The organism is Polaribacter dokdonensis, assembly GCF_024362345.1.
Classification (GTDB): domain Bacteria; phylum Bacteroidota; class Bacteroidia; order Flavobacteriales; family Flavobacteriaceae; genus Polaribacter; species Polaribacter dokdonensis.
In genome coordinates this window covers 821,073-842,968 of record NZ_CP101505.1, presented here as the reverse complement: position 1 = coordinate 842,968, position 21,896 = coordinate 821,073, and the positions used below count along the sequence as shown (strand labels likewise).

The following is a 21,896-nucleotide window of genomic DNA, read 5'->3' as shown; positions in this document are numbered from 1 at the left end:
CTGACTCAAAAATAAATATAATTAAAGAATATAGATGTACTTTATTTGTAAAAAAAGTAGCTCTAAAGCGTTTTTTTTTAAGTTGGATTTATATTTTGTTGTATTTGGTTTAGTAGGTCTTCTGGATCAAATGGTTTAAAGATAAAACCATTCATTCCACTTTTATGAATTCTATCTTTTACCTGCATAAACACAGAGGCAGAAAGCGCTAAAATAGGTGTTGTTTTGTTAAATTTTCTAATTTCTGTAGCTGCAGTATAACCATCCATTATTGGCATCTGAATATCCATTAATACTAAATCATAGGAATTTTCTTTAATCATATTTACAGCTTCTAAACCATTTAATGCAGTTTCTACAATAAGATTTTCTTTTTCTAGAATTTGTTTACAAACCATGATATTTATTTGATTGTCTTCTACCAAAAGAATTCTATTTTTATCAAAGCTATAAGAGCTTACTTTATTGCTTTCTTCTAAATCTTTTGTAGACGCTATTTTAGAAATTATTTCGAAATGAAATCTACTTCCTTTACCAATTTCACTATCAATATGAATAGTAGAACCCATAGCTTCAACAATATTTTTTACAATTGGTAAACCTAAACCTGTGCCTCCATACAAACGATTTGTACTTGTAGATGCTTGCGTAAATGCTTCCCAAATTGTATCATGTTTGTCTTTTGGAATACCAATACCTGTATCTATAACTTCAGTAAGAATTTTTACTTTAGTATCGTTTATTTCTTCTTTTTTAATTCTAAGAGTAACAGAGCCATTTTTTGTAAACTTAATGGCGTTTGTTACTAGGTTATTAATTACCTGATTGTATCTTACAATATCTAACCAAACAATAGGTATTTCATCATCTATAAAAAGATGCATTGTAATTTCTTTTTGAATACAACTTGTTTCGTGAATCTTTTTAATTTGATTTAAAGCAGAGGTTAAATCAGTTGGTACATGATCTAATTCTATTGTTGAAGATTGCATTTTACTAAAATCTAAAACATTGTTTAGTAGGTTTAATAGTATTTTTCCTGAGTAGTTCAATGCCTCAATATTTTGCTTTTGATCTTCTCTTGGATTATTGCTTCCTAATATATGAGACAGTCCAATTACAGCATTTAAAGGTGTTCTAATTTCATGACTCATAGTACTTAAGAAATTAGTTTTGGCATTTGAAGCGTTTATAGCTTCTTGCTTTTTATTGTGAATACCTTTATTAAAACCAACTGTTAAGTAAACATAATAACCTAACTGAAATGATACTAAGGCTAAGGTGGTTAATATAGAAATTGGATAAATTACATTTCTAATAGTATCTGGATTTACAGAGGTATTTTTGAATAATTCAAAGTCGGTAAAGAATAAGGTAATCCAAAGAATTACTGGTAGAATAGAGAAGGCAATTACCAATTCTTTTTCTCTTCTATAACTGTATAGTATAAATGATAGCCCAATTGCATACATCAAAATTAACTCGAAACTAGCACCTTTACCAAAATAGGAAGCTATTATAGCCACACTTAAATTAAAGGCGGTAATAAAGATAAGCCTAGCTGTTGTTGGTTTAATTTTAGTAATACTTGCAGCAAATAAATAAACAGCTGCTAAAAAAATTAAAAACAAAGAAATACCATAGCCATCTATAAAATATGAAAATGCAGCAAAAAATAAAGAGGATAACATACCAACATTGCACATGGTATATATCATGTTTATTCTTCTCTGTGATGTTTTATGTCCTTTGTAATTAAACATCTTTGGTGAATTTTTCTATTTCTTTTAATAAATCTTCTGGGTTAAATGGTTTAAATACATAACCATTCATACCACAATTACGAACCTTATCTTTTATTTCCATAAAAACAGCTGCAGATAAAGCTAAAATTGGCGTGGTTGAATTAAATTTTCTAATTTCTTCAGTAGCTGTATATCCATTCATTATTGGCATTTGAATGTCCATAAGTACAATATCAAAATGATTTTCTTTCATTTGATTTACGGCCTGTAAACCATCATTAGCAACAGCAACAGATAATTTTGCTTTTTCTAAAATTTGCTTACCAACCATTACATTAATTAAATTATCATCTACCAATAATACTTTTTTGCCTTCAAAATCAAACTCTTTTTTATCATTGCCTGTAACGATATCTGTTTCTTCTGCACTATCTAATTTTAAATCAAAAATAAATCTACTTCCTTTACCAACTTTACTTAAAATCTTGATTTTAGAATCCATTGCATTTAAAATACTCTTCACAATAGGTAAGCCTAAACCTGTACCTCCATAAATTCTTGTTGTTGAGCTAGAAGCCTGTGTAAATGCTTCCCAAATACTTGTCTGCTTAATTTTTGGTATTCCAATTCCTGTATCTCTAACTTCTACATGAAGAATAATTTCATTTACTATTGACTTTTTTCTTTTTATGATTAAACTTACTTTTCCTTGATGAGTAAATTTAATTGCGTTAGAAAGCAGATTATTTAATACTTGGTTAAAACGAACTACATCTATAAGAACTAAAGGTAAGTTACTATCAATTTTAACATCGAGTTTAATGTTTTTTCTATCACAAGAAGGTTGATGAATTTTCTTTAATTGTTTAACGGCTGCTTCAATATTTGTAGGAATTTTATCTAAATGGATATCAGTAGATTGCATTTTACTGAAATCTAATACATTGTTAAGTAAATTAAGTAATAGTTTACCTGAATAATTTAAAGCTTCAATATTCTCTTTTTGATCTTCTCTTGGATTATTGTCATTTAAAATATGAGACAAGCCAATAACCGCATTTAAAGGAGTTCTAATTTCATGACTCATGGTGCTTAAAAACTTAGATTTAGCCTCAGAAGCTTCTAAAGCGTATTCTCTTTTGGAGTAAATCTTAGAATAATGTTTAATGTTAGTTTTAGAAAAATATTGCATTTGCGAAAACACAAATACAACTAATGTTATGCAAGAAACAGGATATATTAAGTTGGCAGCAACTGATGGATCTAAATGATTAGTTGTAAATAAATTAAAATCTGTGGCATTTAAAATAACCCATAAAACTGCTGAAAGAATAGCAAAAAAATAGACAAATCTCTTTTCTTTCTTAAAAGAGAACATCATAAAAGGAAGTGCAATAGCATTCATAAATAAATACTCTACACTACCAGGTTTGCCAATAAAAGAAGAGGTAACAGCTATACCTAAATTAATAAATAGAAAAAATATAACTCTTGCTATTAATAGCTGTTGTTTTTTAGCCAATAATGCAGTTGCTAAATAGGCAAATGCACTTACAAGATGATAAAGAGCTAAATATTCTAAATCTAAGTAAAGACCAAAAATGAAACCTAAAACTCCAAAAACTGCAGCAAACATACTCAATCTATATAAATTGCGAATAAGTCGCTTAGATTGAATCTTTTTTCTGGTATTTGACATTGATTATATTTACGCTACATTAATCAGGTGACTAATGATAATTGTTGGGTTGGTTAAATTTAACAAAAAATCTAAAAAAGAACTAATAATTTATGTAATTGTTTGATTAGCCAATTTTTGAATAATATTGTTACAAAATCATACTTAAGATAAAATTGCTTTTTTTACATTTTGTAGTAAATCTTTAGGAACAAATGGTTTACGAATAGTATAGCTAATATTCTGATTTTTAAAATCTTCTAAATTAAAACTGTTAGAGGCTGTAATAATTATTATAGGAATATTTTTGTTAAACTTTCTAATGTTTTCTATGGCTTTTTCTCCACTCATAATTGGCATATTCAAATCCATAATAATTAAGTCGTACTTAATGGCTTTTGCTGCTTCTACAGCTTCTAATCCATTGTAAGCCTCTTCTACAATTGCATTTTCTTTTTCCAATATTTTTTTAAGAACCAGAATATTAATTTTGTTATCATCTGTAACTAATATTCTCTTGTTGGTTATTTCTTGAGAAGCTATTGCATTCGATTTTTTGGCCTTCTTATTTTTTCTTATTCTTAATTTCTTAGGCTTATCTAAATTGGCAGTAATATCAAAATAGAAATGAGAACCTTTATTTGGTGTACTTTCTACCTGAATTTCGCCACCCATACTTTTAATTATATTTTTTACAATAGGTAAACCTAAGCCAGAACCTCCATAAAGCCTAGAAGTTGAGTTAGAAGCCTGTGTGAAATTTTGCCAAATTAATCCTAATTTATCTTTAGAAATTCCAATACCTGAGTCTATAACATTTGTAGAAAAGGTGATTGTGTTTTTTGTTTTTTTCTTTATTTTTATTTTGATAGAGATTGCACCTTCATTTGTAAACTTTACTGCATTAGAAACAAGATTATTTAGAATTTGTTGATATCTAACATGATCAATTAAAATCTTTGGAAATTTAGGATTTATTTTCGCAGTTAGATTTACATTTTTTTGGCCACAAGCTGTTTTGTGTATTTGTACAATATTAGCAATTAATGCGTTTAAATCTGTAGATGAATTATTAAGACTAACCTTCTTAGATTCTAAGGTATTTATATTTATTACATTAGTAAATAACTCTAATAAACTTACACCAGAAGAGTTTAACGATTTTAAGTATTCTTCTTGATCTTTTCTTGGATTATTCTCTTTTAAAATGTGTGTTAAGCCAATAATAGAATTTAAAGGTTCTCTAATTTCCTCATTGATCGCATTCAAGAATATGTTTTTTAATTTTAAAATTTTTAGAGCTTCATTTTTTTTATCATTTACAATCTTGGAATACCTTGAATTTTTTTGAGAAAAAGAAACTAGTGTAGAGGATAAGAAAATAAAATTTCCTAAAAACGTAATAGGGTAGAAGTACTTAGAAGCATTTTCTGGTGCAATCTCAGCAAGGTTTAGACCAACATAATTCCAAGCAATTAGAGAAACCCAAGCTATGCTTGTTATTACAAAGAAAAATATGATATGTTTTTTTTCTTTTCTAAAAGAAAATAAAAGAGTGATTAACAGAAAATAAAACCCGTAAAAAATATCGAACATACCTTCTTTACCAATTAATGGTGTACATACTATCACTGTAATAAAATAATCAATAACAAAAATCATTCTAGCAACTTTAGGTTTTCTATATAGAAAATATAAAGATGTAAAACAGAGTGCAACACATATGGTAAATAGAAAACGAAGGTAGTAGCTATCTATATAAAAACTAACTAACCAAAATGAACTAGCTATGGCTGTACCTATATACAAATAGGCTTTTAGCAAATCGAATCTTCTTGTAGATATTCTTGTTCCTAAAATATTATTCATAGCCTATATTGTTTTTTAAGGTTTCTATAAGCTCACTTGGTTTAAAGGGTTTGGTAATTAAACCATTCAAACCATAATATTGCAACTCCTCTTTAATGTCATCTAAAACAGAACCAGACATTGCATATATTGGTGTTTTAGTATTAAATTTCCTGATTTTTTCTGTGGCTTTAAATCCATTTAATTTTGGCATATGAATATCCATTAAAACCAAATCAAAATCTTTTGCTTTCATTTTATCTACAGCTTCCAAACCATTATTTGCAGAATCTACAATCAACTCTTCTTTCTCCAGAAATTTTTGAGCAACTAAAATGTTTAGATTGTTATCATCTACAATCAGTACTCTTCTTCCTATAATTTTTAATTTATTTTCCTTTTCTAAAGCTTCATTTTCGTCTACTTCTAAAGATGATTTTTGTAGCTCAAGTGTAAATTGAAATAAGCTACCTAAACCAAGTTTGCTTTTTATAGATAGTTTACTATTCATTAACTCTAAAATGTGTTTTACAATAGGTAACCCAAGGCCAATTTTATTATCATTTTTAATTAAAGAGTAGATATAGTCGTTCTTATCTAAGATTAGGTGTTGTTTTGTGCTAGATATTCCTAGTCCAGAATCTTTTACAATAATCTCTATTTCAGAGGTATTGGTATTCTGAGTTTTTTCTTTTACGCTTAAAGAAATTAAACCGTTTTTTGTAAACTTGATAGCATTAGACATTAAATTGTCTATTACTCTAATGAATTTATCTTCATCTAACTGCACATCAGGAATGTCTTCATCTAGATTTAATTCAAATAGAATCCCTTTATTTTCGCATTCAACTTCATATTGAATGGCTAATTCTTTAATGATTTCTTGTATGGTACATGATCTTATTTCTAACTCAATCATATCTCCTTGATACTTACTAAACTCTAAATAATTATTTAGCATGTTCATAAGGTTCTTTCCAGAATATTCTATAGAATTGATGTAATTAATTTGATGATCTTCAGGATTTTCTGTTTTTAAAATATAGGATAAACCGTTAATAGCGTTTAAAGGAGTTCTAATTTCATGACTCATTGTGTTTAAGAAATTCGTTTTTTCCTCTGCATCTTTTGATGCTTGTTTTTGAATTTCTTTAATATTTTGATGAAACTCATAGTTTAAACGATGGTAATTGTATAATTGAATAACCACTGAAAGTAACAAGCAAAACATTACATCTAGATAGATAAAATTTCTTTCAGCTTCTGTTAATTGAGCTATTCCTGATATCGTAAAATCGTTTAAATAAAGTGTTAGCCAAATAACCAAAGTAATAACTGCAAAAAAGTATATGTACCATTTTTCTTTTTCATAAGAAAACATTCCAAAAACCATACCTACAATTACTAAAAGGAATATTTCTACACAACCACTGGCTCCGTAAACTAAAGAATAAAAAAAGATGCCTAAATAAAGTGTAACAAGTAATACTATTCTTGGTATTAAGGTATTTTTTAATTTAGTTAAAAAAACAACCGAAAATGAAACAGCACTAAAAAGTAATAGATAATTTCTGTAGGTTGTAATACCAGTGATATAGCAAAAAATAAATCCATTTAGAAATATAAGAGAAAATAGAACAGCAGTTCTAGATGTTGCTTTCCTAAAGGAAATTGAAAGTTTATTTGACATAATATGGGGGGAGTATCATGTTCTTAATTAAAGATGCCCTAATATAGGTAAAAATAATTTATAAAAATAAAAAACTCCTTAAATGGTCGATTTAAGGAGTTCAAGTGTAAAAATATTTTCTAAATTATTTCACATCCATTAGTTCTACATCAAAAATTAATGTTGCATTTGGTGGTATTACACCACCTGCACCTTGTGCTCCATAAGCCAAGTTAGATGGTATTACAAAACGAGCTTTGTCACCTACTTTTAATAACTGAATTCCTTCATCCCAACCAGAAATTACTTGACCAACACCAACATTAAAATCTATAGGTTGTTTTCTTTTATAAGATGAATCGAACACAGTACCATCTAGTAATTGACCTTTATAATGTACAGAAACGCCTGCACCTTTTGTAGCCTGTTTACCTTCTCCATTTTGTAAAATTTTGTAACGTAAACCGCTTTCAGTCTCATCATAACCTGCAGCTACAGAGTCTAACAACTCTTTTTGTTTTGCTTTTTCTGCTGCTTCTCTTTTTTCTCTGGCACCTTCAAACGTTCTAAAAGCTTCAATTGCATTAAAGTTTTCTGCTTCATCACCAACTTTAATAATCTCTACAGTCATTTCATCTCCTTGAGCAACTGCATCTACAACATCTTGTCCTTCAACAACAGTTCCAAAAACAGTATGCTTACCATCTAACCATGGGGTAGGTACGTGGGTAATGTAAAATTGACTTCCATTTGTTGCTGGTCCAGAATTAGCCATAGCTAATTTACCAGGAGCATCGTGTTTTAAATCTGGGTGAAATTCATCATCAAATTTATAACCAGGATTACCTGTACCTGTTCCTTGAGGACAACCACCTTGAATCATAAAATCTGGAATTACCCTATGAAATTTTAAACCATCATAATAAGGAGTTCCTTGAGGCTTTACAGCATTATCCATATTACCTTCTGTTAAGGCAACAAAGTTACCTACAGTCCCAGGTGCTTTTTCATGCTCTAATTGTACTAATATTTCACCTTTAGGTGTTTTAAATTTTGCGTAAATTCCGTTATTCATTGTTACTTATTTAATCGTTATTATTTTTTTGCATTTAAAATTGATAAGCCATAGGCTAAACCAATATTTATATTTGTTGAGTTTACATCTCCAAAAGGAGACCACATTTGTCCACCAGAAACATGAAAAGATAAATCATTATTTACATGATAATTTATACCTGCAGTTGGCCTAACTAAAATACCTTCTCCAGAATCTACACGTCCTCCACCTGCAACACCTGCAGACATTTCTAAAAAGGTAGATACTTTTTCATTAAAGAATTTATTACTTTTAATACCTAAGCCAAAAACACCATGAGCATAACCTCCAGATTCACCTTCGTAAGCAAACGAAGCTTCACCTGCTAAATAAAATCTATTATTGATATCATATAGTATTTTTATACCTATTAACTGTAAATCACTATCTGGAATTCCGAATTTTGCAACATCAAAATAGGTTTGATTTTGAGCTATAATTTGTATGCCTTGTGCTCTAATTGTTTTTGCTTTTTCTCCAGAAAAAGGGTCTGTAACACCTCCACTTAAACCATAATATTTTAAGCTAAAACCAGCAGTATACGCTTGAAAACTTGCTACACCTCCAATAGATCTATGATAACCTCCATGCACACTCAATCCAAACTTATCTGTTAATCTTATATCTGCACCCGCATTTGGATAGGCTGTTAAACCACCTTCAGGAAAAATTCTACCTCCTGCAGCTCCAATACCCATTTTAGCAAAAAAGTTTACATATTTAGTTTCAATAAAGTTTTTACCTACTCCAAAAAATAAATCCATAAAACCAGCTGTTAAACCAGAATACATAGCATCTACGTGTGCATAAATAAAAGTATCATCTGTTAAATATCTTTGATATTCAAATCCTAAAATAGATAAAGTATTGTCTATTTGTTGATATCTAGGATTTGTACTAGCATCTGTTCTTGAATTTCCAACAGGAAAAAAATAGTCAAAAGTAATCTGTTGTACACTTTTTACTGCAGGCTTTTGCCAAAACTCATCATCCTCAGTACTATCAATAGTATACGTTTTATGAGAGTTTGCATAAGAGCTTGTTCTTATTGTTGTAGGTATTTCTATAAAAAAGGAAACATTATCACTTTTTTGAATTCCTGTAAAGAAGTTTACATAACCATATTGAACGCCGAAAGAAAATTTATTGGTTTTGTATTGTAAACCAGCATTAGGATATATGATTCCTCCACCATTTACTAAACTTCTATAACCACCTCCACCACCAAAGTGAACATTTGCATCAAAATATAAGTTCTTATATAAGGGAAAATTTACACCTAAATTTACACCTAAGGTAAATAAACCTCCTTGATCTCCTGTAATTGCAGTATGAAACCCTGCACCTGTATACAACCAATCATTTAAAGGTATATTATAATTTAAACCAACAAAACCCATTGTTGGTTCTAACTGATAATTAACTTGGTCTACTGGCTGATTAACTAAAATATAGTTTAATCTAATATTATTATTAAGTTCTTTACCTTGTAAATTAGATAAATTAAAGTCTTGTGAAAGTCCGTTTAAAGAACTAATAATACAGAATACAAATAGCAGTTTTTTCATAAGATTAGTCTTTAAATTCGCTGGTGAAATGTAACTTTACGTTCGGATATTTACTTTGCGTCATTTGAATAGTGAATGCAGAATCTGCCAAAAACACTAGTTGACCTTGTTTATCTTTAGCCAAATAACGTTGTTTAACTCTTTTAAATTCTTTGAATTCTTCACTTTTGGCATCTTTAGGTTCTACCCAACAAGCTTTATGGACACTTAAGTTTTCGTAAGTACATTTAGCTCCATATTCATGTTCTAATCTGTATTGAATAACTTCGAATTGTAAAGCACCAACAGTACCAATAACTCTTCTACCATTCATTTCTAAAATAAATAATTGAGCTACACCTTCATCCATCAATTGATCTAAGCCTTTGTAAAGTTGTTTAGATTTCATTGGGTCTGCATTATTTACATATCTAAAGTGCTCAGGAGAAAAGCTTGGAATTCCTCTAAAGTTTAAATCTTCTCCTTCAGTTAAGGTATCACCAATTTTAAAGTTTCCAGTATCGTGAATACCTACAATATCACCAGGAAAAGACTCATCTACAATTTCTTTTTTTTCTGCAAAAAATGCATTTGGGCTAGAAAACTTAACCTTTTTGCCATTTCTAACATGTAAGTAGGGTGAGTTTCTCTTAAAAGTACCAGAAACAACTTTTATAAAAGCTAATCTGTCTCTGTGTTTAGGATCCATATTTGCATGAATTTTAAACACAAAACCAGTCATTTTATTTTCTTTGGAATCTACCAAACGTTCTTCTGCCTTTTTAGGTTGAGGAGAAGGAGCAATTTCTATAAATGCATCTAATAATTCTTTAACTCCAAAATTATTTAAAGCAGAACCAAAAAATACAGGTTGTAATTCACCTTTTAAATATTCTTCTTGATTAAAATCTGGATAGACCTCGCTTATCAATTCTATTTCTTCACGAAGCGTATTTGCAGCAATTTCGCCAACAGCTTTGTCTAATTCTGGATTAGATAAATCATCAAACTCAATTCCTTCTGAAATGGTTTGTTTATTATCACCAGAAAATAAGTTTAGTTTCTTTTCCCAAATATTGTAGATTCCTTTAAAATCATAACCCATACCAATTGGGAAACTCATAGGAGTTACACGTAAACCTAACTTTTGCTCAACTTCATCTAATAAATCAAAAGCATCTTTACCTTCTCTATCTAGTTTATTGATAAAAACTAGCATTGGTATGCTTCTCATTCTACAAACTTCTACTAACTTTTCAGTTTGAGGCTCAACACCTTTTGCAACATCAATAACTACAATAACACTATCTACAGCAGTTAAGGTTCTAAAAGTATCTTCAGCAAAATCTTTGTGACCTGGAGTATCTAAAATATTTATTTTCTTGTCTTTGTAAATAAATGCAAGTACAGATGTAGCAACAGAAATTCCTCTTTGACGCTCAATCTCCATAAAATCTGAAGTAGCCCCTTTCTTAATTTTATTATTCTTAACAGCACCTGCTTCTTGAATAGCACCACCAAATAAAAGTAACTTTTCTGTTAGAGTAGTTTTACCAGCATCTGGATGCGAAATTATACCAAATGTTCTTCTACGTGCTATTTCTTTTAAAAAACTCATTTACAAAATTTGAGGTGCAAAGATACATTTTACAAAGTCAATTGTCAATGATAACTATTTCAAATGTATTGTAGGTAGATTTTTATATATTTGGCAGATTTTATAAATTAAAACTCATGAAAAAAGTACTTCTTTTTGCCTTTTTGTTCTTAAGTATTAGCACTTTTAATGCTCAAAATAAATTGATTAAAGAGCGTTTTATAACTATGCAGCAAGCGCTGCTAGATAAAGATTTTCAGAAGTCCTTGCAATTTACAGCAGAAGAGTTGTTTGAAATTGTACCCAAAGAGCAATTGGTTGCAGTTATGGAAGCTACTTTTAATAATCCAAAAATGCAGATAGATTCTGAGCTTCCTAAAGTTTTAGATATCTCAGAAGTTTTTCAGGTTAAAGATAAGTTTTACTCAATTTTAAAAATTACAGGAAATCAAAAAATTAGAGTTTTAGGTGATGATAATAAAGCATTAGGTTTAGACGATAAATTATTATATGCTTTAAAATTAAAATTTGATCAACAATATGGAGCAGAGAATGTGAAATTTAATGAACAAACTAAGTTTTTTAGCGTAAAAGTAGATCAAACTATTATAGCTATTTCTTATGATGGAACAACTGAATGGAAATATTTAGCTATTGATAGCTTAAAATTAGACATTATTTCAAAGTTATTGCCACAAGAAGTTTTAAGTAAGGTTTTAGCAAACGACTAATCTAAGATTTCTATAGTCATAGGTATATCATTTACAGGCCATTCATCTACACCTACTTTTACTTTAGATATTTTATCTAAAGTATCAAAGCCTGAGACAACTTCACCAAAAACAGTATGTTCATTATCTAAATGATGTGCTCCATTTCTTTTGTGTACCATGTAAAATTCGAAAGGGCTAGATAATTTATTTGGATTGTTTTCCCATTGTCTTGCTGCTGCTAAAGCTCCATATTTATGCTTTCTGTTTTTTCTAAATTCTGGTTCTAACAAATAATTACCATACTTTCTGCGTTGTTTTTGAGTGTATAAATTATCAGAATTACCACCTTGAATCACAAAGTTTTTTGCCACTCTATAAATTACTGTCGTATTAAAATATTTAATTTTGGTAAGAAAGATAAAGTTAGCTCTGTGAACAGGTACATCTTCATACAGACGTAATTTTATATCGCCAAATTTGGTTTTTATAACAACTTTAGTTTCAGGATTTTCTTTACCATAAGCCGTTAAAAATGCTTCAGCATTAAATCTATTTAAGCTATCCCAAGATTTTTCTATTTTTTTCTCTTCTTGTTTTTTAACATCAATTACCTTTTCTTTATTTGCAGAAGTTTTTTGCTCAGGTGCAGCATTGCATTGATATAAGAAGAAAACTATTAAGAGAAGTAAAGGCTTTAAAATAAATCTCAATGTAATTGAATTTAATAAATAGGCTTCAAATATAAATCATCAATATAAAAGAATAGAAATATTTGATGATTTTATAAAAAGTTTAATTTTTTAAGGTTATTGATTGCAGTATATTTGTAGATATGGAAGAACGAGTGATTTTAGTTGATAAAGACGACAATCAAATTGGTACAATGCCAAAAATGGAAGCACATGAAAAAGCGGTTTTACACAGAGCATTTTCAGTATTTGTTTTTAATGAAAAAGGAGAGTTAATGTTGCAACAAAGAGCTGCTCATAAATACCATTCGCCTTTATTATGGACCAACACTTGTTGCTCTCATCAAAGATTAGGAGAGAGCAATGTACAAGCTGGTAGAAGAAGATTACAAGAAGAAATGGGTTTTACTACAGATTTAAAAGAAGTGTTTTCTTTTATTTATAAAGCACCTTTTGATAATGGATTAACAGAACATGAATTAGATCATGTTTTAATTGGTAATTACGAAGAGAAACCTACTATAAATCCAGATGAAGTTGCAGATTATAAATGGATGCCTTTAGAAGATGTAAAGAGTGATATTGCCCAAAATCCAGATGTTTACACTGAATGGTTTAAAATAATATTTAAGGAATCTTATAAAAGACTTACAAATGCCTAAAGTTACAGTTCATAGAAAAGCACATTTTAATGCTGCACATCGTTTATATAGAAAAGATTGGTCTGATGACAAAAACTTTGAAGTTTTTAATAAGTGTAGTAATCCAAACTTTCATGGTCATAACTATGAATTAATCGTTTCTTTAACAGGAGAAATTGATAAAGATACTGGTTATGTTTACGATTTAGGAATCTTAAAAAATCTTATTAAATCTGAAATTGAAGAATGTTTTGATCATAAAAATCTAAATGTTGAAGTTGCTGAATTTCAAGAATTAAATCCTACAGCAGAAAACATTTGTGTAGTTACTTATGATAAATTAAGAAAACATTTACCTAACCATTTAGATCTAAAGATTACACTTTATGAAACTCCAAGAAATTTTGTGAGTTATTCTGGAGATTAATCTCATTTTCTTATTCCTGTTCGTCTAAACGTTTCATTTTCTATAGCGTCTTCTAAATAAGAGTAATTGTAGTAGGTAAAACCTTTAAAGTTTATCTTATCATAAATTTTGTTTTTTTTCATTAATTTGATAAACTTTTGCTCTACAGCATCTAAGGAATGATAATTTAAATATCCTTTCATATACTCTAATTCCGAAGAAAAAATAACTGAAACTTCTGGTTTACAAACACAAGTAGAAATTATTTTTAATAATTTTTTTACGATAGTAAAACTTTTTTCAGGTGTATCAGCATAGCCACTTACTAAAATTCGATCAGTATGTTCGCTAATTTTATGAATTTCTTTTGAGTGAAAATTACCTAAATATGCTTCAGTTTTAATTTTAGTGTTGCTTTCTTCAGCCAGTAATTTCATTATAGACAAAGATTCTTTGTAATAGTTGTAACTGCCTTCTCTATTACATGGTATTCCGTTTTTTCTCAAGTAGTTTTCACAGTAATAACCACCAAGACTAGAGGCATCGTATTTCCAATATTCATACTCTAAGTTATACACATCGAATTTCTCATCAGGATTTGTTCTGCCTGCATTATAAGGTGCAATTTCATCTATAAAAAAACCTCCACTTTCACCAGAAGCAGCGATTTCTGACACTCCATAGTGTTTTCTAGCTTTCACCATAAAATCAACAAGAACAGCATTTTTACTATTGTCTGCTAAGTGAAATAGTTTTTTATCAATCTTATCTAATTCATATAAAATAAGACTAGAAAAATTGTTCGCTTTTGCAAATGAAAGAAGTTTGTGTTCTTTATCTTCATCACCAAGAATAGACTTAAAATTATCTACATACAAAATGCGTTGCTGAGAAAATAAAGGTATTGATAACGATATCAATAAAAATAGAAGAATACTTTTTTTAGTATACATAAGGTGGGGGATGTAATTAATTTTTGGCTATCTGCTTCACAAAATAGTTAAGCAATTATTTAAATATAGTCATAATAAACTTATAATCAAAATAATAGCAATAAAAATTACATTTTTAAATCTAAAACGATTTAGATTTTTTAGTGTTTAATGAGTCTTTACTTAAAAACTTAAAACTTAATTTTGGCTATATGAATAGTAATTCATAGCTTTTTCTAGGTAAGAATAGGTTTGGTAGCTAAAACCATCTAAGTTGAGTTGTTTTCTTAAATTAATGCTTTTACCATTCATTTCTTTAAACAATAGCGACTCGCTTTTACCCAAACTATTATGCTTAAACCAATAACCCATATGATTCATTCGTGTAGAAAGGAGGATAGAAGTTTTAATACTACTATTTAGGTTCATTATTAATTTTAAGCTTTTTGTAGCAGAATTTATAGCAGTTTTAGGGTTTTTACCATAAGCATGAATAATTACTCTATCACACAGTTCATTAATAACTTTCATTTCTTCTTTAGAGAAATAGGCTAAATAAGCTTCAATCTTAATATTATGCTTATTTTTAGATGATAATGCATTCAATTCTTTTAAATTATTTACAAAATATTGAAAAGAACCTGCTCTTGTACAAGATAAATTATTGTCTCTTAAATAGTTTTCACAATAATAACCATCATCACTAGAGGCGTTTTTAGACCAATATTCATACTCTAAATTATAAACATCGAACTTTTCATCGCTGTTCTTTCTGGTATTGTTATAGGGGTCTATTCTATTTGTGAAAAAAGTTGCGCTTTCTCCTGAAGCTCCAACATTTTGTATGCTGTATTTTGTTTTAGCTTTAGATATAAAGTCTGCAAGAATGGTGTTCTTAGAAGCATCTGTTAAAGACCAACGCTTATCAACTTTGTTTAATTGATATAGTATTAATGTTTTAAAATTATTGCGTTTTGCAAACAGTAGTAGTTTATTTTCTTTACCAGGATTACCTAAAATATTACTAAAATTATCAACGTATAAAGTTCTTTCTGAACCAAAAGTATTGATGCAGAAAAATAGAATAATTACAATAAGAAATTTAAGCTTTTTCACTTTACTCCCCAATAAATTGAATAATACAAAAATACATAAAAAAGGAGCTTTAAAATATATAGTAAATAGTTAATCGTTATTTATATTGAATTTTAACATTTGTGAATAGAGACATGATTTTTATCAAAACAAAAAAAGCCTAAAAATTAATTTAGACTTTTATATTTATGTAATATGATATATTAACCCAAAGGTTTTCTACCTGAAATTAAATTATATAAAACTGCAATAATTGCTACAACCAATAGAATGTGAATTAAATTACCTGTTGCAAGACCTGGTGCAAGACCTAAAAAGCCTAATAACCATACAATAATACAAATAACTGCTACTAACCATAATATACTTCTCATAATTTTTTGTTTTTTAGTTCATCTCAAAATTATAAATATTCGAAGCTGAAAATTAACGCTATCCATTTTAATATTATCTTTGATGATATTTTATAAGTAGACTATGAATACAATTGCAATGATTCCTGCACGTTATAAAGCATCTCGTTTTCCAGGGAAGTTGATGAAGATTTTAGGAGGTAAACCTGTAATTTTAAGAACCTATGAAGCTGCTTTAAATACCAATTTATTTGATGAGGTCTATGTAGTTACAGATTCAGATGTTATTTACAAAACTATTGTTGATGCCAATGGTAAAGCAATAATGAGTAAAAAAGAACACGAATGTGGTTCTGATAGAATTGCTGAGGCTGTAGAAAATTTAGAAGTAGATGTTGTTGTAAATGTACAAGGAGATGAGCCCTTTATAGATACAGAATCTTTAACCAAATTGATACAGGTTTTTAAAGATGATAAAGTGCATGCTGTAGATTTAGCTTCATTAAAAGTACAAATGACAGCTATTGAAGAAATAGAAAACCCTAACAATGTAAAGGTAATAACAGATGTTAATAATATGGCTATCTATTTTTCTAGAAGTGTTATTCCTTTTCATAGAGATAAAGAAGTTGATGTAAAGTACTACAAACATAAAGGTGTTTACGCATTTCGAAAACAAGCCTTAATCGATTTTTATAATACACCAATTACACCCTTAGAAGCTGCTGAGAAAATAGAGGCCATTCGTTATCAAGAAATTGGTAAAAAGATAAAAATGGTAGAAACAACAGTAGAATCAATAGGTATAGATACACCAGAAGATTTGGAAAAAGCAATTAATATTCTAAAAGACAATGAATAATAAAATCAAAGTAATTGCTTTTGATGCAGATGATACTTTATGGGTTAATGAAACTTATTTTAGAGATGCTGAGGTAGCCTTTGCTAAATTACTTTCTAAGTACGAAACCAAGAATAAAATAGACCAAGAGTTATTTAAAAAAGAAATTGAAAACTTACATTTCTATGGTTATGGAATTAAAGGTTTTGTATTGTCTATGATAGAGTGTGCCTTAGAACTATCTAACTACAATATTAAACCCAAAACTATTGAAGCTATTTTAGAAATAGGTAAAGAAATGTTAGAAAAACCTATTGAGCTTTTAGAAGGTATTGAAGAGGTTTTACAAGCTCTACAAGGCAAATACAAACTCATTGTAGCCACAAAAGGAGATTTATTAGATCAAGAAAGAAAACTAGAAAAGTCTAATCTTTTAAAGTATTTTCATCACATAGAGGTAATGAGTGATAAGAAAGAAAAAGATTATCAGAAACTAATAAAACACTTAGATATAAATCCATCAGAATTATTAATGATAGGTAACTCTTTAAAGTCTGATGTGCTTCCTTTGATTAAAATAGGTGCTTCTGCTATTCATATTCCATTTCATACAACTTGGATGCATGAAGAAGTTACTGAACAAGAAAAACAGAACGAAGACTATAAAACCTTAGCCAGTATAAAAGAATTACCAGCTATTTTATGAAGTATTTAGATATTGAGAGTTGGAATAGAAAGCAACACTTCAATCATTTTAAAAGTTTAGTAAATCCTTCTTTTGCAGTTACAGTTAATGTAGATGTTACCAACGCTTATAATAAAGCAAAAGAGGAAAATTGTGCTTTCTTTGTGGTGTACTTACATGCATGTTTAGCAGCTTTAAATACTATAGAAAACTTTAAATATAGAATTCATGATGATAAAATTGCGATATATGATGTAATTCATGCTTCTGCAACAATTGCAAGACCAGATAATACCTTTGGATTTTCATTTGTAAAATATCATAAGGATTTTAAAATATTTAATGATAATTTTCAAAAAGAGAAGCATCGTATTTTAAATTCTACAGATTTATTTCCACCAATAAATTCAGACGATTGTATGTATTGTTCTGCTTTGCCTTGGTTTTCTTTTACAAGTCATAAAGAGCCAGTTTCTGGTCAAAAAGATGATAGTATTCCCAAACTTGCTTTCGGAAAAACATTTATAGAGCACAATAAATTAAAAATGCCTGTGGCAGTCACAGTAAATCATGCATTAGTAGATGGTTATCATCTTGGTTTATTTTTTGAAGAATATCAAAGCCAATTAGATAAAAACACCTAAATTTGCACTTTAAATTTATAAGTAATGGCAAGTATAAAAAACTTAAAGAAAGATATTAATTACGTTTTAGGAGATGTTATTGAGTATGCATTAGACGTATCAACATTAAAAAACGAACCTAAAAAAGGTGATGAAATTATAGATGAAGCAATTGAAACTTTCGATGCTTTAATTGCAAAGGTTCACGCTAAAAATGTAGAAAATAATAAAAAACACTACAAAGAGATTAATCAAGAATTAGAAACTAAGGCAAGAGCATTAGTTGAAAAGATTAATACTATTTAAATTAACATTTTTTAAGTAAAATTTTAAGACCAACATTTTTAAAAATGTTGGTTTTTTATTTAAATTTGATAACAATAAAGTTTAATAATAATCGTTTTATAACTGTTAAAATTTTTTACTTATGGCCAGAGCAATGTTTGAATACACTAAAACTATTTTAATGAAGGTAAGTTTTAATTCAGAGTTGTTTTGTAAAGAGTTGGAAAAATCTTTAAAAAGGTTATTGCCATACGAAATTAAAGAGCTTTCTATATGGTTAAAACACTTTACAGCAAATAAACCTGAGTTAAACTATTGTTTACCTCTTATAGCATAGAAAAAAAAGGAAGCAAATTTGCTTCCTTTTTTTATGACTTTATTCTTTACGTTTACGTTTGTATTTCCTCATTAATTTTCGGCCAAACTCCATTTCAGCAACTTGTAACTTCATAATCTTTTTATAGCTTAAAACTTTCTTAATCTTAGCAATGAATTTGCTTTGAGATTCGTATATTTTTTTATCTGTTTCTAGTTTAAGTAGTATTATTTTCTGAGCTTCTTTTTCAGAAATATTATCTACACTCTTATTTTGCTCAATTGCTTTTTTGTAAGCTAATCTAGTTTTATAACGCAAAGAATTATGCTCTTCATCATGTGCATTGTATATGGGCCAAAATTTCTCTGCTTCTTGTGGCGTTAAATTTAATTGCTCTGTTAAATATGCTATTTTTAAAGCCTTTATTTTTTCTCTGCTTTCACTAGGTTTTTGCGCAGACAAAGACCAACTAAAAAATATGCTTAGGCACATTAAGGTTAAAAATTTCTTCATCTTTATTCTTTTAATTCGTTTAATAAATAACTATTATCATCTGTGTTAATGTAATCTTCTATACTTTCATCTTCAATATCTGCAAAATAAAAAGCATTTTCATCTAAAATGTCTTCTTCTAAAACAGAGGCAATGTCTGAAGTATGTAATGTATTAGAATCTAACCAATACTCTATATCATCATCAGAAAGGCTATCTAAACTAGCTGTGTTTTCTGTACTGAAATTAAAAGTATTTAATCCTAAAAATAGAACTACAGAAGCTGCAGCTGCAAAAGGAATTACTTTAAATAATCTATCTTTTAAAGAAATAACTTTTACTTCTTTCTTTTCTGATACAATTTTTGCAAAAATATCATCCTCTAAATTTTCAAAATAAGTATCTGAAACCTTAAAAGGATTTTCTTTAGAGAATTTATCTTCTGCTAATTTTGCAGAGAACCTATCTTCTAAAGAATCAAAATAATTATCAGGAGTAGAAAAAGGTTTTTTATTCCTTAATTTACTATTAATAAAATTTTCGCTATTTCTTATTTCGTTTTCCATTATTATTTAGACACTAAATTTTGCTAAAGGTTTAATTTGTAGATGTTTTAATATAATTTTCTATCTTTTTTACAGCATGAAAGTAAGACGATTTTAACGCTCCAACAGAAGTTTCTAAGATTTGAGAAATTTCATCATATTTCATTTCATCAAAATACTTCATGTTAAAAACTAGTCTTTGTTTTTCTGGTAAAGTGGCTATTGCTTGCTGCAGAATTAACTGAATTTCATCACCATCAAATAAAACATCACTTTGTAAAGTACTGGCTACAGATTGATGATATTCTGTAATGTCTACATTTCGTTCTTTAGCTCTTTTGTTTATAAAAGTGATAGATTCATTGGTTGCAATTCTATACATCCAAGAGTATAGTTTACTGTCACTATTAAAACGATCTATATTTTTATAAATCTTTATAAAAGTATTTTGTAGAACATCATCAGCATCATCATGACTAACTACAATTTTTCGAATATGCCAATACAAACGCTCTTTATAAGTTGTAATTAACTTACGAAACGCAATTTCCTTGGTCTTAGAATTTTGTAATTCTGTTATTAATGTAAGTTCTTCTGTCAAAAAATACTTTTTCTATTAGACAGAAATTTACTGAAAAGGTTTAATGAAAAAAAATTAATTTCTGGTTCTAGAGTATCCAAACAATCTTTTTTGTTTGATTGTTTCAGCAATTCCTTCAGGTAACATAGCTTCCCAGCCTTTTTCACCATTCATAATCATTTTTAAAACAGTTCTAGAAAAGATGTCTAAATTCTCTTTATTGAATCCTTTAATATCTAAAAGTTTGCCATTGTTTTTAAAGAATTTATACAGTTCTTTCATTCTTGGATGAACTTTTAAGTTATCGCTATTAATGAAGTCATCAGATTCTTGATCATGATAAGGATACATGTATACCTTTAAATCTCTATAGAATAATTTACCAAATGCTTCTAAAATACCACCACTTAAATCTCTGTAGTATTTTTCATCAAAAATTTGAATTAAATTGTAAACACCCATTGCAAGCGCCATTCTTTCTTTGGTAAACTCGCTGAAATATTCTACCAACTTAAAGTATTGTTGAAAGCTAGTAATCATTACATTTTGCCCTAAAGAACAAAGTAACTCAGCTCTATCTAAAAAGTCTCTTTCGTTAATTTTACCTTCTGCAGAAAGATTACTTAAAGTAATTTCGAAAATAACTTGGGTCTTGCTTTCCTCAACTTTATTTTCTTGTAAAAACATCTTTTTAGATTGCTCATACATATCCATATTTACTTTGGTAACAGGTCTAAAGCTACCTCTTAAAGCTAAAATATTCTTTTTGTATAGCACTTGAGCAGGAAGTAAGTTATTTCCATCTGGTCCAAACATTACTGCATTTGTCATACCGTTTTTTAGTAATTGTAAACTCATTAACCTATTGTCTACATACATAAAACGTGGTCCAGAGAAATTAATCATATCAATTTCTAACTGGTGGTTTCCTAAATTGTGATAAAACGATTTTACCAATTCTTTAGGATTATCATTTAGATAAAAAGCACCATAAATTAAGTTTACACCTAAAACACCAAGTGTTTCTTGTTGCAATCGAGCATCTGTTTCTTTAAAACGTAAGTGTAAAACTATTTCATTATAATCCTCTAAAGGATCTAATTGAAAACGAATACCAACCCAACCATGACCTTTAAATTTTCTGGCAAAATCTATAGTAGTTACTGTATTTGCGTAACTAAAAAATAACTTATCAGGGTGTTTTTGTCTGCTAAGTCTATCTTCCATTAAATTAATCTCATGACCTAACATTCTCTTTAAACGAGATTCAGTAACATATCTATTGTCACTTTCAACTCCATAAATTGCATCAGAGAAATCTTTATCATAAGCACTCATTGCTTTTGCAATTGTACCAGAAGCAGCTCCAGATCTAAAGAAATTACGAGCGGTTTCTTGACCTGCACCAATTTCTGCAAAAGTTCCGTAAATATCTGAGTTTAAATTAATTCTTAATGCTTTACTTTTAGTAGTTGGTACACTACTAATTTCTTGATCTCCCTTTAAAGAAATTGCCATTT

General features: G+C 28.6%; 23 protein-coding genes. 8 read left to right on the top strand and 15 right to left on the bottom strand.

The window, feature by feature from the left end:
• Positions 1-77: 77 nt before the first annotated feature.
• From LPB302_RS03895 to LPB302_RS03865, 7 genes are all read right to left on the bottom strand, one after another.
• Complete coding sequence (locus tag LPB302_RS03895; protein ID WP_053975017.1) at positions 78-1,763, bottom strand: response regulator; 1,686 nt, start codon at positions 1,761-1,763, stop codon at positions 78-80.
• Positions 1,756-3,444 carry a response regulator gene (locus LPB302_RS03890; protein ID WP_053975016.1) on the bottom strand — a complete coding sequence of 563 codons (1,689 nt, stop codon included), beginning with the start codon at positions 3,442-3,444 and terminating at the stop codon, positions 1,756-1,758. Before LPB302_RS03890 ends, LPB302_RS03895 begins: the two co-directional genes overlap by 8 nt.
• A gap of 144 nt (positions 3,445-3,588) precedes the next feature.
• A complete protein-coding gene (locus LPB302_RS03885; RefSeq protein WP_053975015.1) occupies positions 3,589-5,292 on the bottom strand; it encodes an ATP-binding response regulator in 1,704 nt (567 codons plus the stop codon).
• Entirely contained in the window at positions 5,285-6,961 is a 1,677-nt protein-coding gene (locus tag LPB302_RS03880; protein ID WP_053975014.1) for a response regulator, read from the bottom strand. Before LPB302_RS03880 ends, LPB302_RS03885 begins: the two co-directional genes overlap by 8 nt.
• 124 nt (positions 6,962-7,085) lie before the next feature.
• Positions 7,086-8,015, bottom strand: coding sequence for a peptidylprolyl isomerase (locus tag LPB302_RS03875; protein ID WP_053975013.1), 930 nt, complete (start codon positions 8,013-8,015; stop codon positions 7,086-7,088).
• 20 nt (positions 8,016-8,035) lie between these two features.
• On the bottom strand, positions 8,036-9,604 hold the full coding sequence (locus LPB302_RS03870) for a hypothetical protein (protein ID WP_053975012.1): 1,569 nt from the start codon (positions 9,602-9,604) through the stop codon (positions 8,036-8,038).
• A gap of 4 nt (positions 9,605-9,608) precedes the next feature.
• Positions 9,609-11,201 (bottom strand): peptide chain release factor 3, encoded by a 1,593-nt coding sequence (locus LPB302_RS03865; RefSeq protein ID WP_053975011.1) that lies wholly within the window; start codon positions 11,199-11,201, stop codon positions 9,609-9,611.
• A 116-nt stretch (positions 11,202-11,317) separates the two neighbouring features.
• Here LPB302_RS03865 and LPB302_RS03860 point away from each other — a divergent pair, with 116 nt between their 5' ends.
• The gene (locus LPB302_RS03860; RefSeq protein ID WP_053975010.1) at positions 11,318-11,911 is read left to right on the top strand and encodes a hypothetical protein; all 594 of its coding nucleotides are present in this window, start codon (positions 11,318-11,320) and stop codon (positions 11,909-11,911) included.
• On the opposite strand, the gene LPB302_RS03855 is transcribed toward LPB302_RS03860, so the two are convergent.
• A complete protein-coding gene (locus LPB302_RS03855; RefSeq protein ID WP_082329789.1) occupies positions 11,908-12,603 on the bottom strand; it encodes a peptidylprolyl isomerase in 696 nt (231 codons plus the stop codon). The two genes, LPB302_RS03860 and LPB302_RS03855, sit on opposite strands and share 4 nt — an antisense overlap.
• Positions 12,604-12,725: 122 nt before the next feature.
• Here LPB302_RS03855 and idi point away from each other — a divergent pair, with 122 nt between their 5' ends.
• Positions 12,726-13,244, top strand: a complete 519-nt coding sequence (gene idi / locus LPB302_RS03850) for an isopentenyl-diphosphate Delta-isomerase (RefSeq protein WP_053975009.1) — start codon at positions 12,726-12,728, stop codon at positions 13,242-13,244.
• Positions 13,237-13,650 carry a 6-pyruvoyl trahydropterin synthase family protein gene (locus LPB302_RS03845; RefSeq protein ID WP_053975008.1) on the top strand — a complete coding sequence of 138 codons (414 nt, stop codon included), beginning with the start codon at positions 13,237-13,239 and terminating at the stop codon, positions 13,648-13,650. The genes idi and LPB302_RS03845 overlap by 8 nt, the downstream gene beginning before the upstream one ends.
• 2 nt (positions 13,651-13,652) lie before the next feature.
• Here LPB302_RS03845 and LPB302_RS03840 read toward each other — a convergent pair whose 3' ends face one another.
• The 3 genes from LPB302_RS03840 to LPB302_RS03830 form a co-directional block, all read right to left on the bottom strand.
• Positions 13,653-14,582: a hypothetical protein gene (locus tag LPB302_RS03840; protein WP_143032723.1), complete on the bottom strand. Its 930-nt coding sequence runs from the start codon at positions 14,580-14,582 to the stop codon at positions 13,653-13,655.
• Between the two features lie 177 nt (positions 14,583-14,759).
• The gene (locus LPB302_RS03835; protein WP_053975006.1) at positions 14,760-15,677 is read right to left on the bottom strand and encodes a hypothetical protein; all 918 of its coding nucleotides are present in this window, start codon (positions 15,675-15,677) and stop codon (positions 14,760-14,762) included.
• A gap of 182 nt (positions 15,678-15,859) precedes the next feature.
• Entirely contained in the window at positions 15,860-16,030 is a 171-nt protein-coding gene (locus LPB302_RS03830; protein ID WP_053975005.1) for a lmo0937 family membrane protein, read from the bottom strand.
• 103 nt (positions 16,031-16,133) lie between these two features.
• Between LPB302_RS03830 and kdsB the strand changes: the two genes are divergently transcribed.
• The 5 genes from kdsB (at position 16,134) to LPB302_RS03805 (ending at position 18,780) form a co-directional block, all read left to right on the top strand.
• On the top strand, positions 16,134-16,871 hold the full coding sequence (gene kdsB, locus LPB302_RS03825) for a 3-deoxy-manno-octulosonate cytidylyltransferase (protein ID WP_053975004.1): 738 nt from the start codon (positions 16,134-16,136) through the stop codon (positions 16,869-16,871).
• Positions 16,864-17,556 (top strand): HAD family hydrolase, encoded by a 693-nt coding sequence (locus LPB302_RS03820; RefSeq protein WP_053975003.1) that lies wholly within the window; start codon positions 16,864-16,866, stop codon positions 17,554-17,556. The genes kdsB and LPB302_RS03820 overlap by 8 nt, the downstream gene beginning before the upstream one ends.
• Positions 17,553-18,179, top strand: coding sequence for a chloramphenicol acetyltransferase (locus LPB302_RS03815; protein ID WP_053975002.1), 627 nt, complete (start codon positions 17,553-17,555; stop codon positions 18,177-18,179). The genes LPB302_RS03820 and LPB302_RS03815 overlap by 4 nt, the downstream gene beginning before the upstream one ends.
• 24 nt (positions 18,180-18,203) lie before the next feature.
• Complete coding sequence (locus LPB302_RS03810; protein WP_053975001.1) at positions 18,204-18,464, top strand: hypothetical protein; 261 nt, start codon at positions 18,204-18,206, stop codon at positions 18,462-18,464.
• A 121-nt stretch (positions 18,465-18,585) separates the two neighbouring features.
• On the top strand, positions 18,586-18,780 hold the full coding sequence (locus tag LPB302_RS03805; RefSeq protein WP_053975000.1) for a hypothetical protein: 195 nt from the start codon (positions 18,586-18,588) through the stop codon (positions 18,778-18,780).
• A gap of 39 nt (positions 18,781-18,819) precedes the next feature.
• Here LPB302_RS03805 and LPB302_RS03800 read toward each other — a convergent pair whose 3' ends face one another.
• The 4 genes from LPB302_RS03800 to LPB302_RS03785 are packed head-to-tail and all read right to left on the bottom strand — an operon-like array spanning position 18,820 to position 21,894.
• Entirely contained in the window at positions 18,820-19,272 is a 453-nt protein-coding gene (locus LPB302_RS03800) for a hypothetical protein (RefSeq protein ID WP_053974999.1), read from the bottom strand.
• 2 nt (positions 19,273-19,274) lie between these two features.
• Positions 19,275-19,817, bottom strand: coding sequence for a hypothetical protein (locus LPB302_RS03795; RefSeq protein ID WP_053974998.1), 543 nt, complete (start codon positions 19,815-19,817; stop codon positions 19,275-19,277).
• 31 nt (positions 19,818-19,848) lie between these two features.
• Positions 19,849-20,397, bottom strand: a complete 549-nt coding sequence (locus LPB302_RS03790) for an RNA polymerase sigma factor (RefSeq protein WP_053974997.1) — start codon at positions 20,395-20,397, stop codon at positions 19,849-19,851.
• Between the two features lie 54 nt (positions 20,398-20,451).
• The gene (locus tag LPB302_RS03785; RefSeq protein ID WP_053974996.1) at positions 20,452-21,894 is read right to left on the bottom strand and encodes a hypothetical protein; all 1,443 of its coding nucleotides are present in this window, start codon (positions 21,892-21,894) and stop codon (positions 20,452-20,454) included.
• Positions 21,895-21,896 lie beyond the last annotated feature (2 nt).

Bases quoted from the DNA above. Each gene is read 5' to 3' on its own strand.
- LPB302_RS03895 (WP_053975017.1), bottom strand. From the start codon at position 1,763: ATGTTTAATTACAAAGGACATAAAACATCACAGAGAAGAATAAACATG.
- LPB302_RS03890 (WP_053975016.1), bottom strand. From the start codon at position 3,444: ATGTCAAATACCAGAAAAAAGATTCAATCTAAGCGACTTATTCGCAAT.
- LPB302_RS03885 (WP_053975015.1), bottom strand. From the start codon at position 5,292: ATGAATAATATTTTAGGAACAAGAATATCTACAAGAAGATTCGATTTG.
- LPB302_RS03880 (WP_053975014.1), bottom strand. From the start codon at position 6,961: ATGTCAAATAAACTTTCAATTTCCTTTAGGAAAGCAACATCTAGAACT.
- LPB302_RS03875 (WP_053975013.1), bottom strand. From the start codon at position 8,015: ATGAATAACGGAATTTACGCAAAATTTAAAACACCTAAAGGTGAAATA.
- LPB302_RS03870 (WP_053975012.1), bottom strand. From the start codon at position 9,604: ATGAAAAAACTGCTATTTGTATTCTGTATTATTAGTTCTTTAAACGGA.
- LPB302_RS03865 (WP_053975011.1), bottom strand. From the start codon at position 11,201: ATGAGTTTTTTAAAAGAAATAGCACGTAGAAGAACATTTGGTATAATT.
- LPB302_RS03860 (WP_053975010.1), top strand. From the start codon at position 11,318: ATGAAAAAAGTACTTCTTTTTGCCTTTTTGTTCTTAAGTATTAGCACT.
- idi (WP_053975009.1), top strand. From the start codon at position 12,726: ATGGAAGAACGAGTGATTTTAGTTGATAAAGACGACAATCAAATTGGT.
- LPB302_RS03845 (WP_053975008.1), top strand. From the start codon at position 13,237: ATGCCTAAAGTTACAGTTCATAGAAAAGCACATTTTAATGCTGCACAT.
- LPB302_RS03840 (WP_143032723.1), bottom strand. From the start codon at position 14,582: ATGTATACTAAAAAAAGTATTCTTCTATTTTTATTGATATCGTTATCA.
- LPB302_RS03830 (WP_053975005.1), bottom strand. From the start codon at position 16,030: ATGAGAAGTATATTATGGTTAGTAGCAGTTATTTGTATTATTGTATGG.
- kdsB (WP_053975004.1), top strand. From the start codon at position 16,134: ATGAATACAATTGCAATGATTCCTGCACGTTATAAAGCATCTCGTTTT.
- LPB302_RS03820 (WP_053975003.1), top strand. From the start codon at position 16,864: ATGAATAATAAAATCAAAGTAATTGCTTTTGATGCAGATGATACTTTA.
- LPB302_RS03815 (WP_053975002.1), top strand. From the start codon at position 17,553: ATGAAGTATTTAGATATTGAGAGTTGGAATAGAAAGCAACACTTCAAT.
- LPB302_RS03810 (WP_053975001.1), top strand. From the start codon at position 18,204: ATGGCAAGTATAAAAAACTTAAAGAAAGATATTAATTACGTTTTAGGA.
- LPB302_RS03805 (WP_053975000.1), top strand. From the start codon at position 18,586: ATGGCCAGAGCAATGTTTGAATACACTAAAACTATTTTAATGAAGGTA.
- LPB302_RS03800 (WP_053974999.1), bottom strand. From the start codon at position 19,272: ATGAAGAAATTTTTAACCTTAATGTGCCTAAGCATATTTTTTAGTTGG.
- LPB302_RS03795 (WP_053974998.1), bottom strand. From the start codon at position 19,817: ATGGAAAACGAAATAAGAAATAGCGAAAATTTTATTAATAGTAAATTA.
- LPB302_RS03785 (WP_053974996.1), bottom strand. From the start codon at position 21,894: ATGGCAATTTCTTTAAAGGGAGATCAAGAAATTAGTAGTGTACCAACT.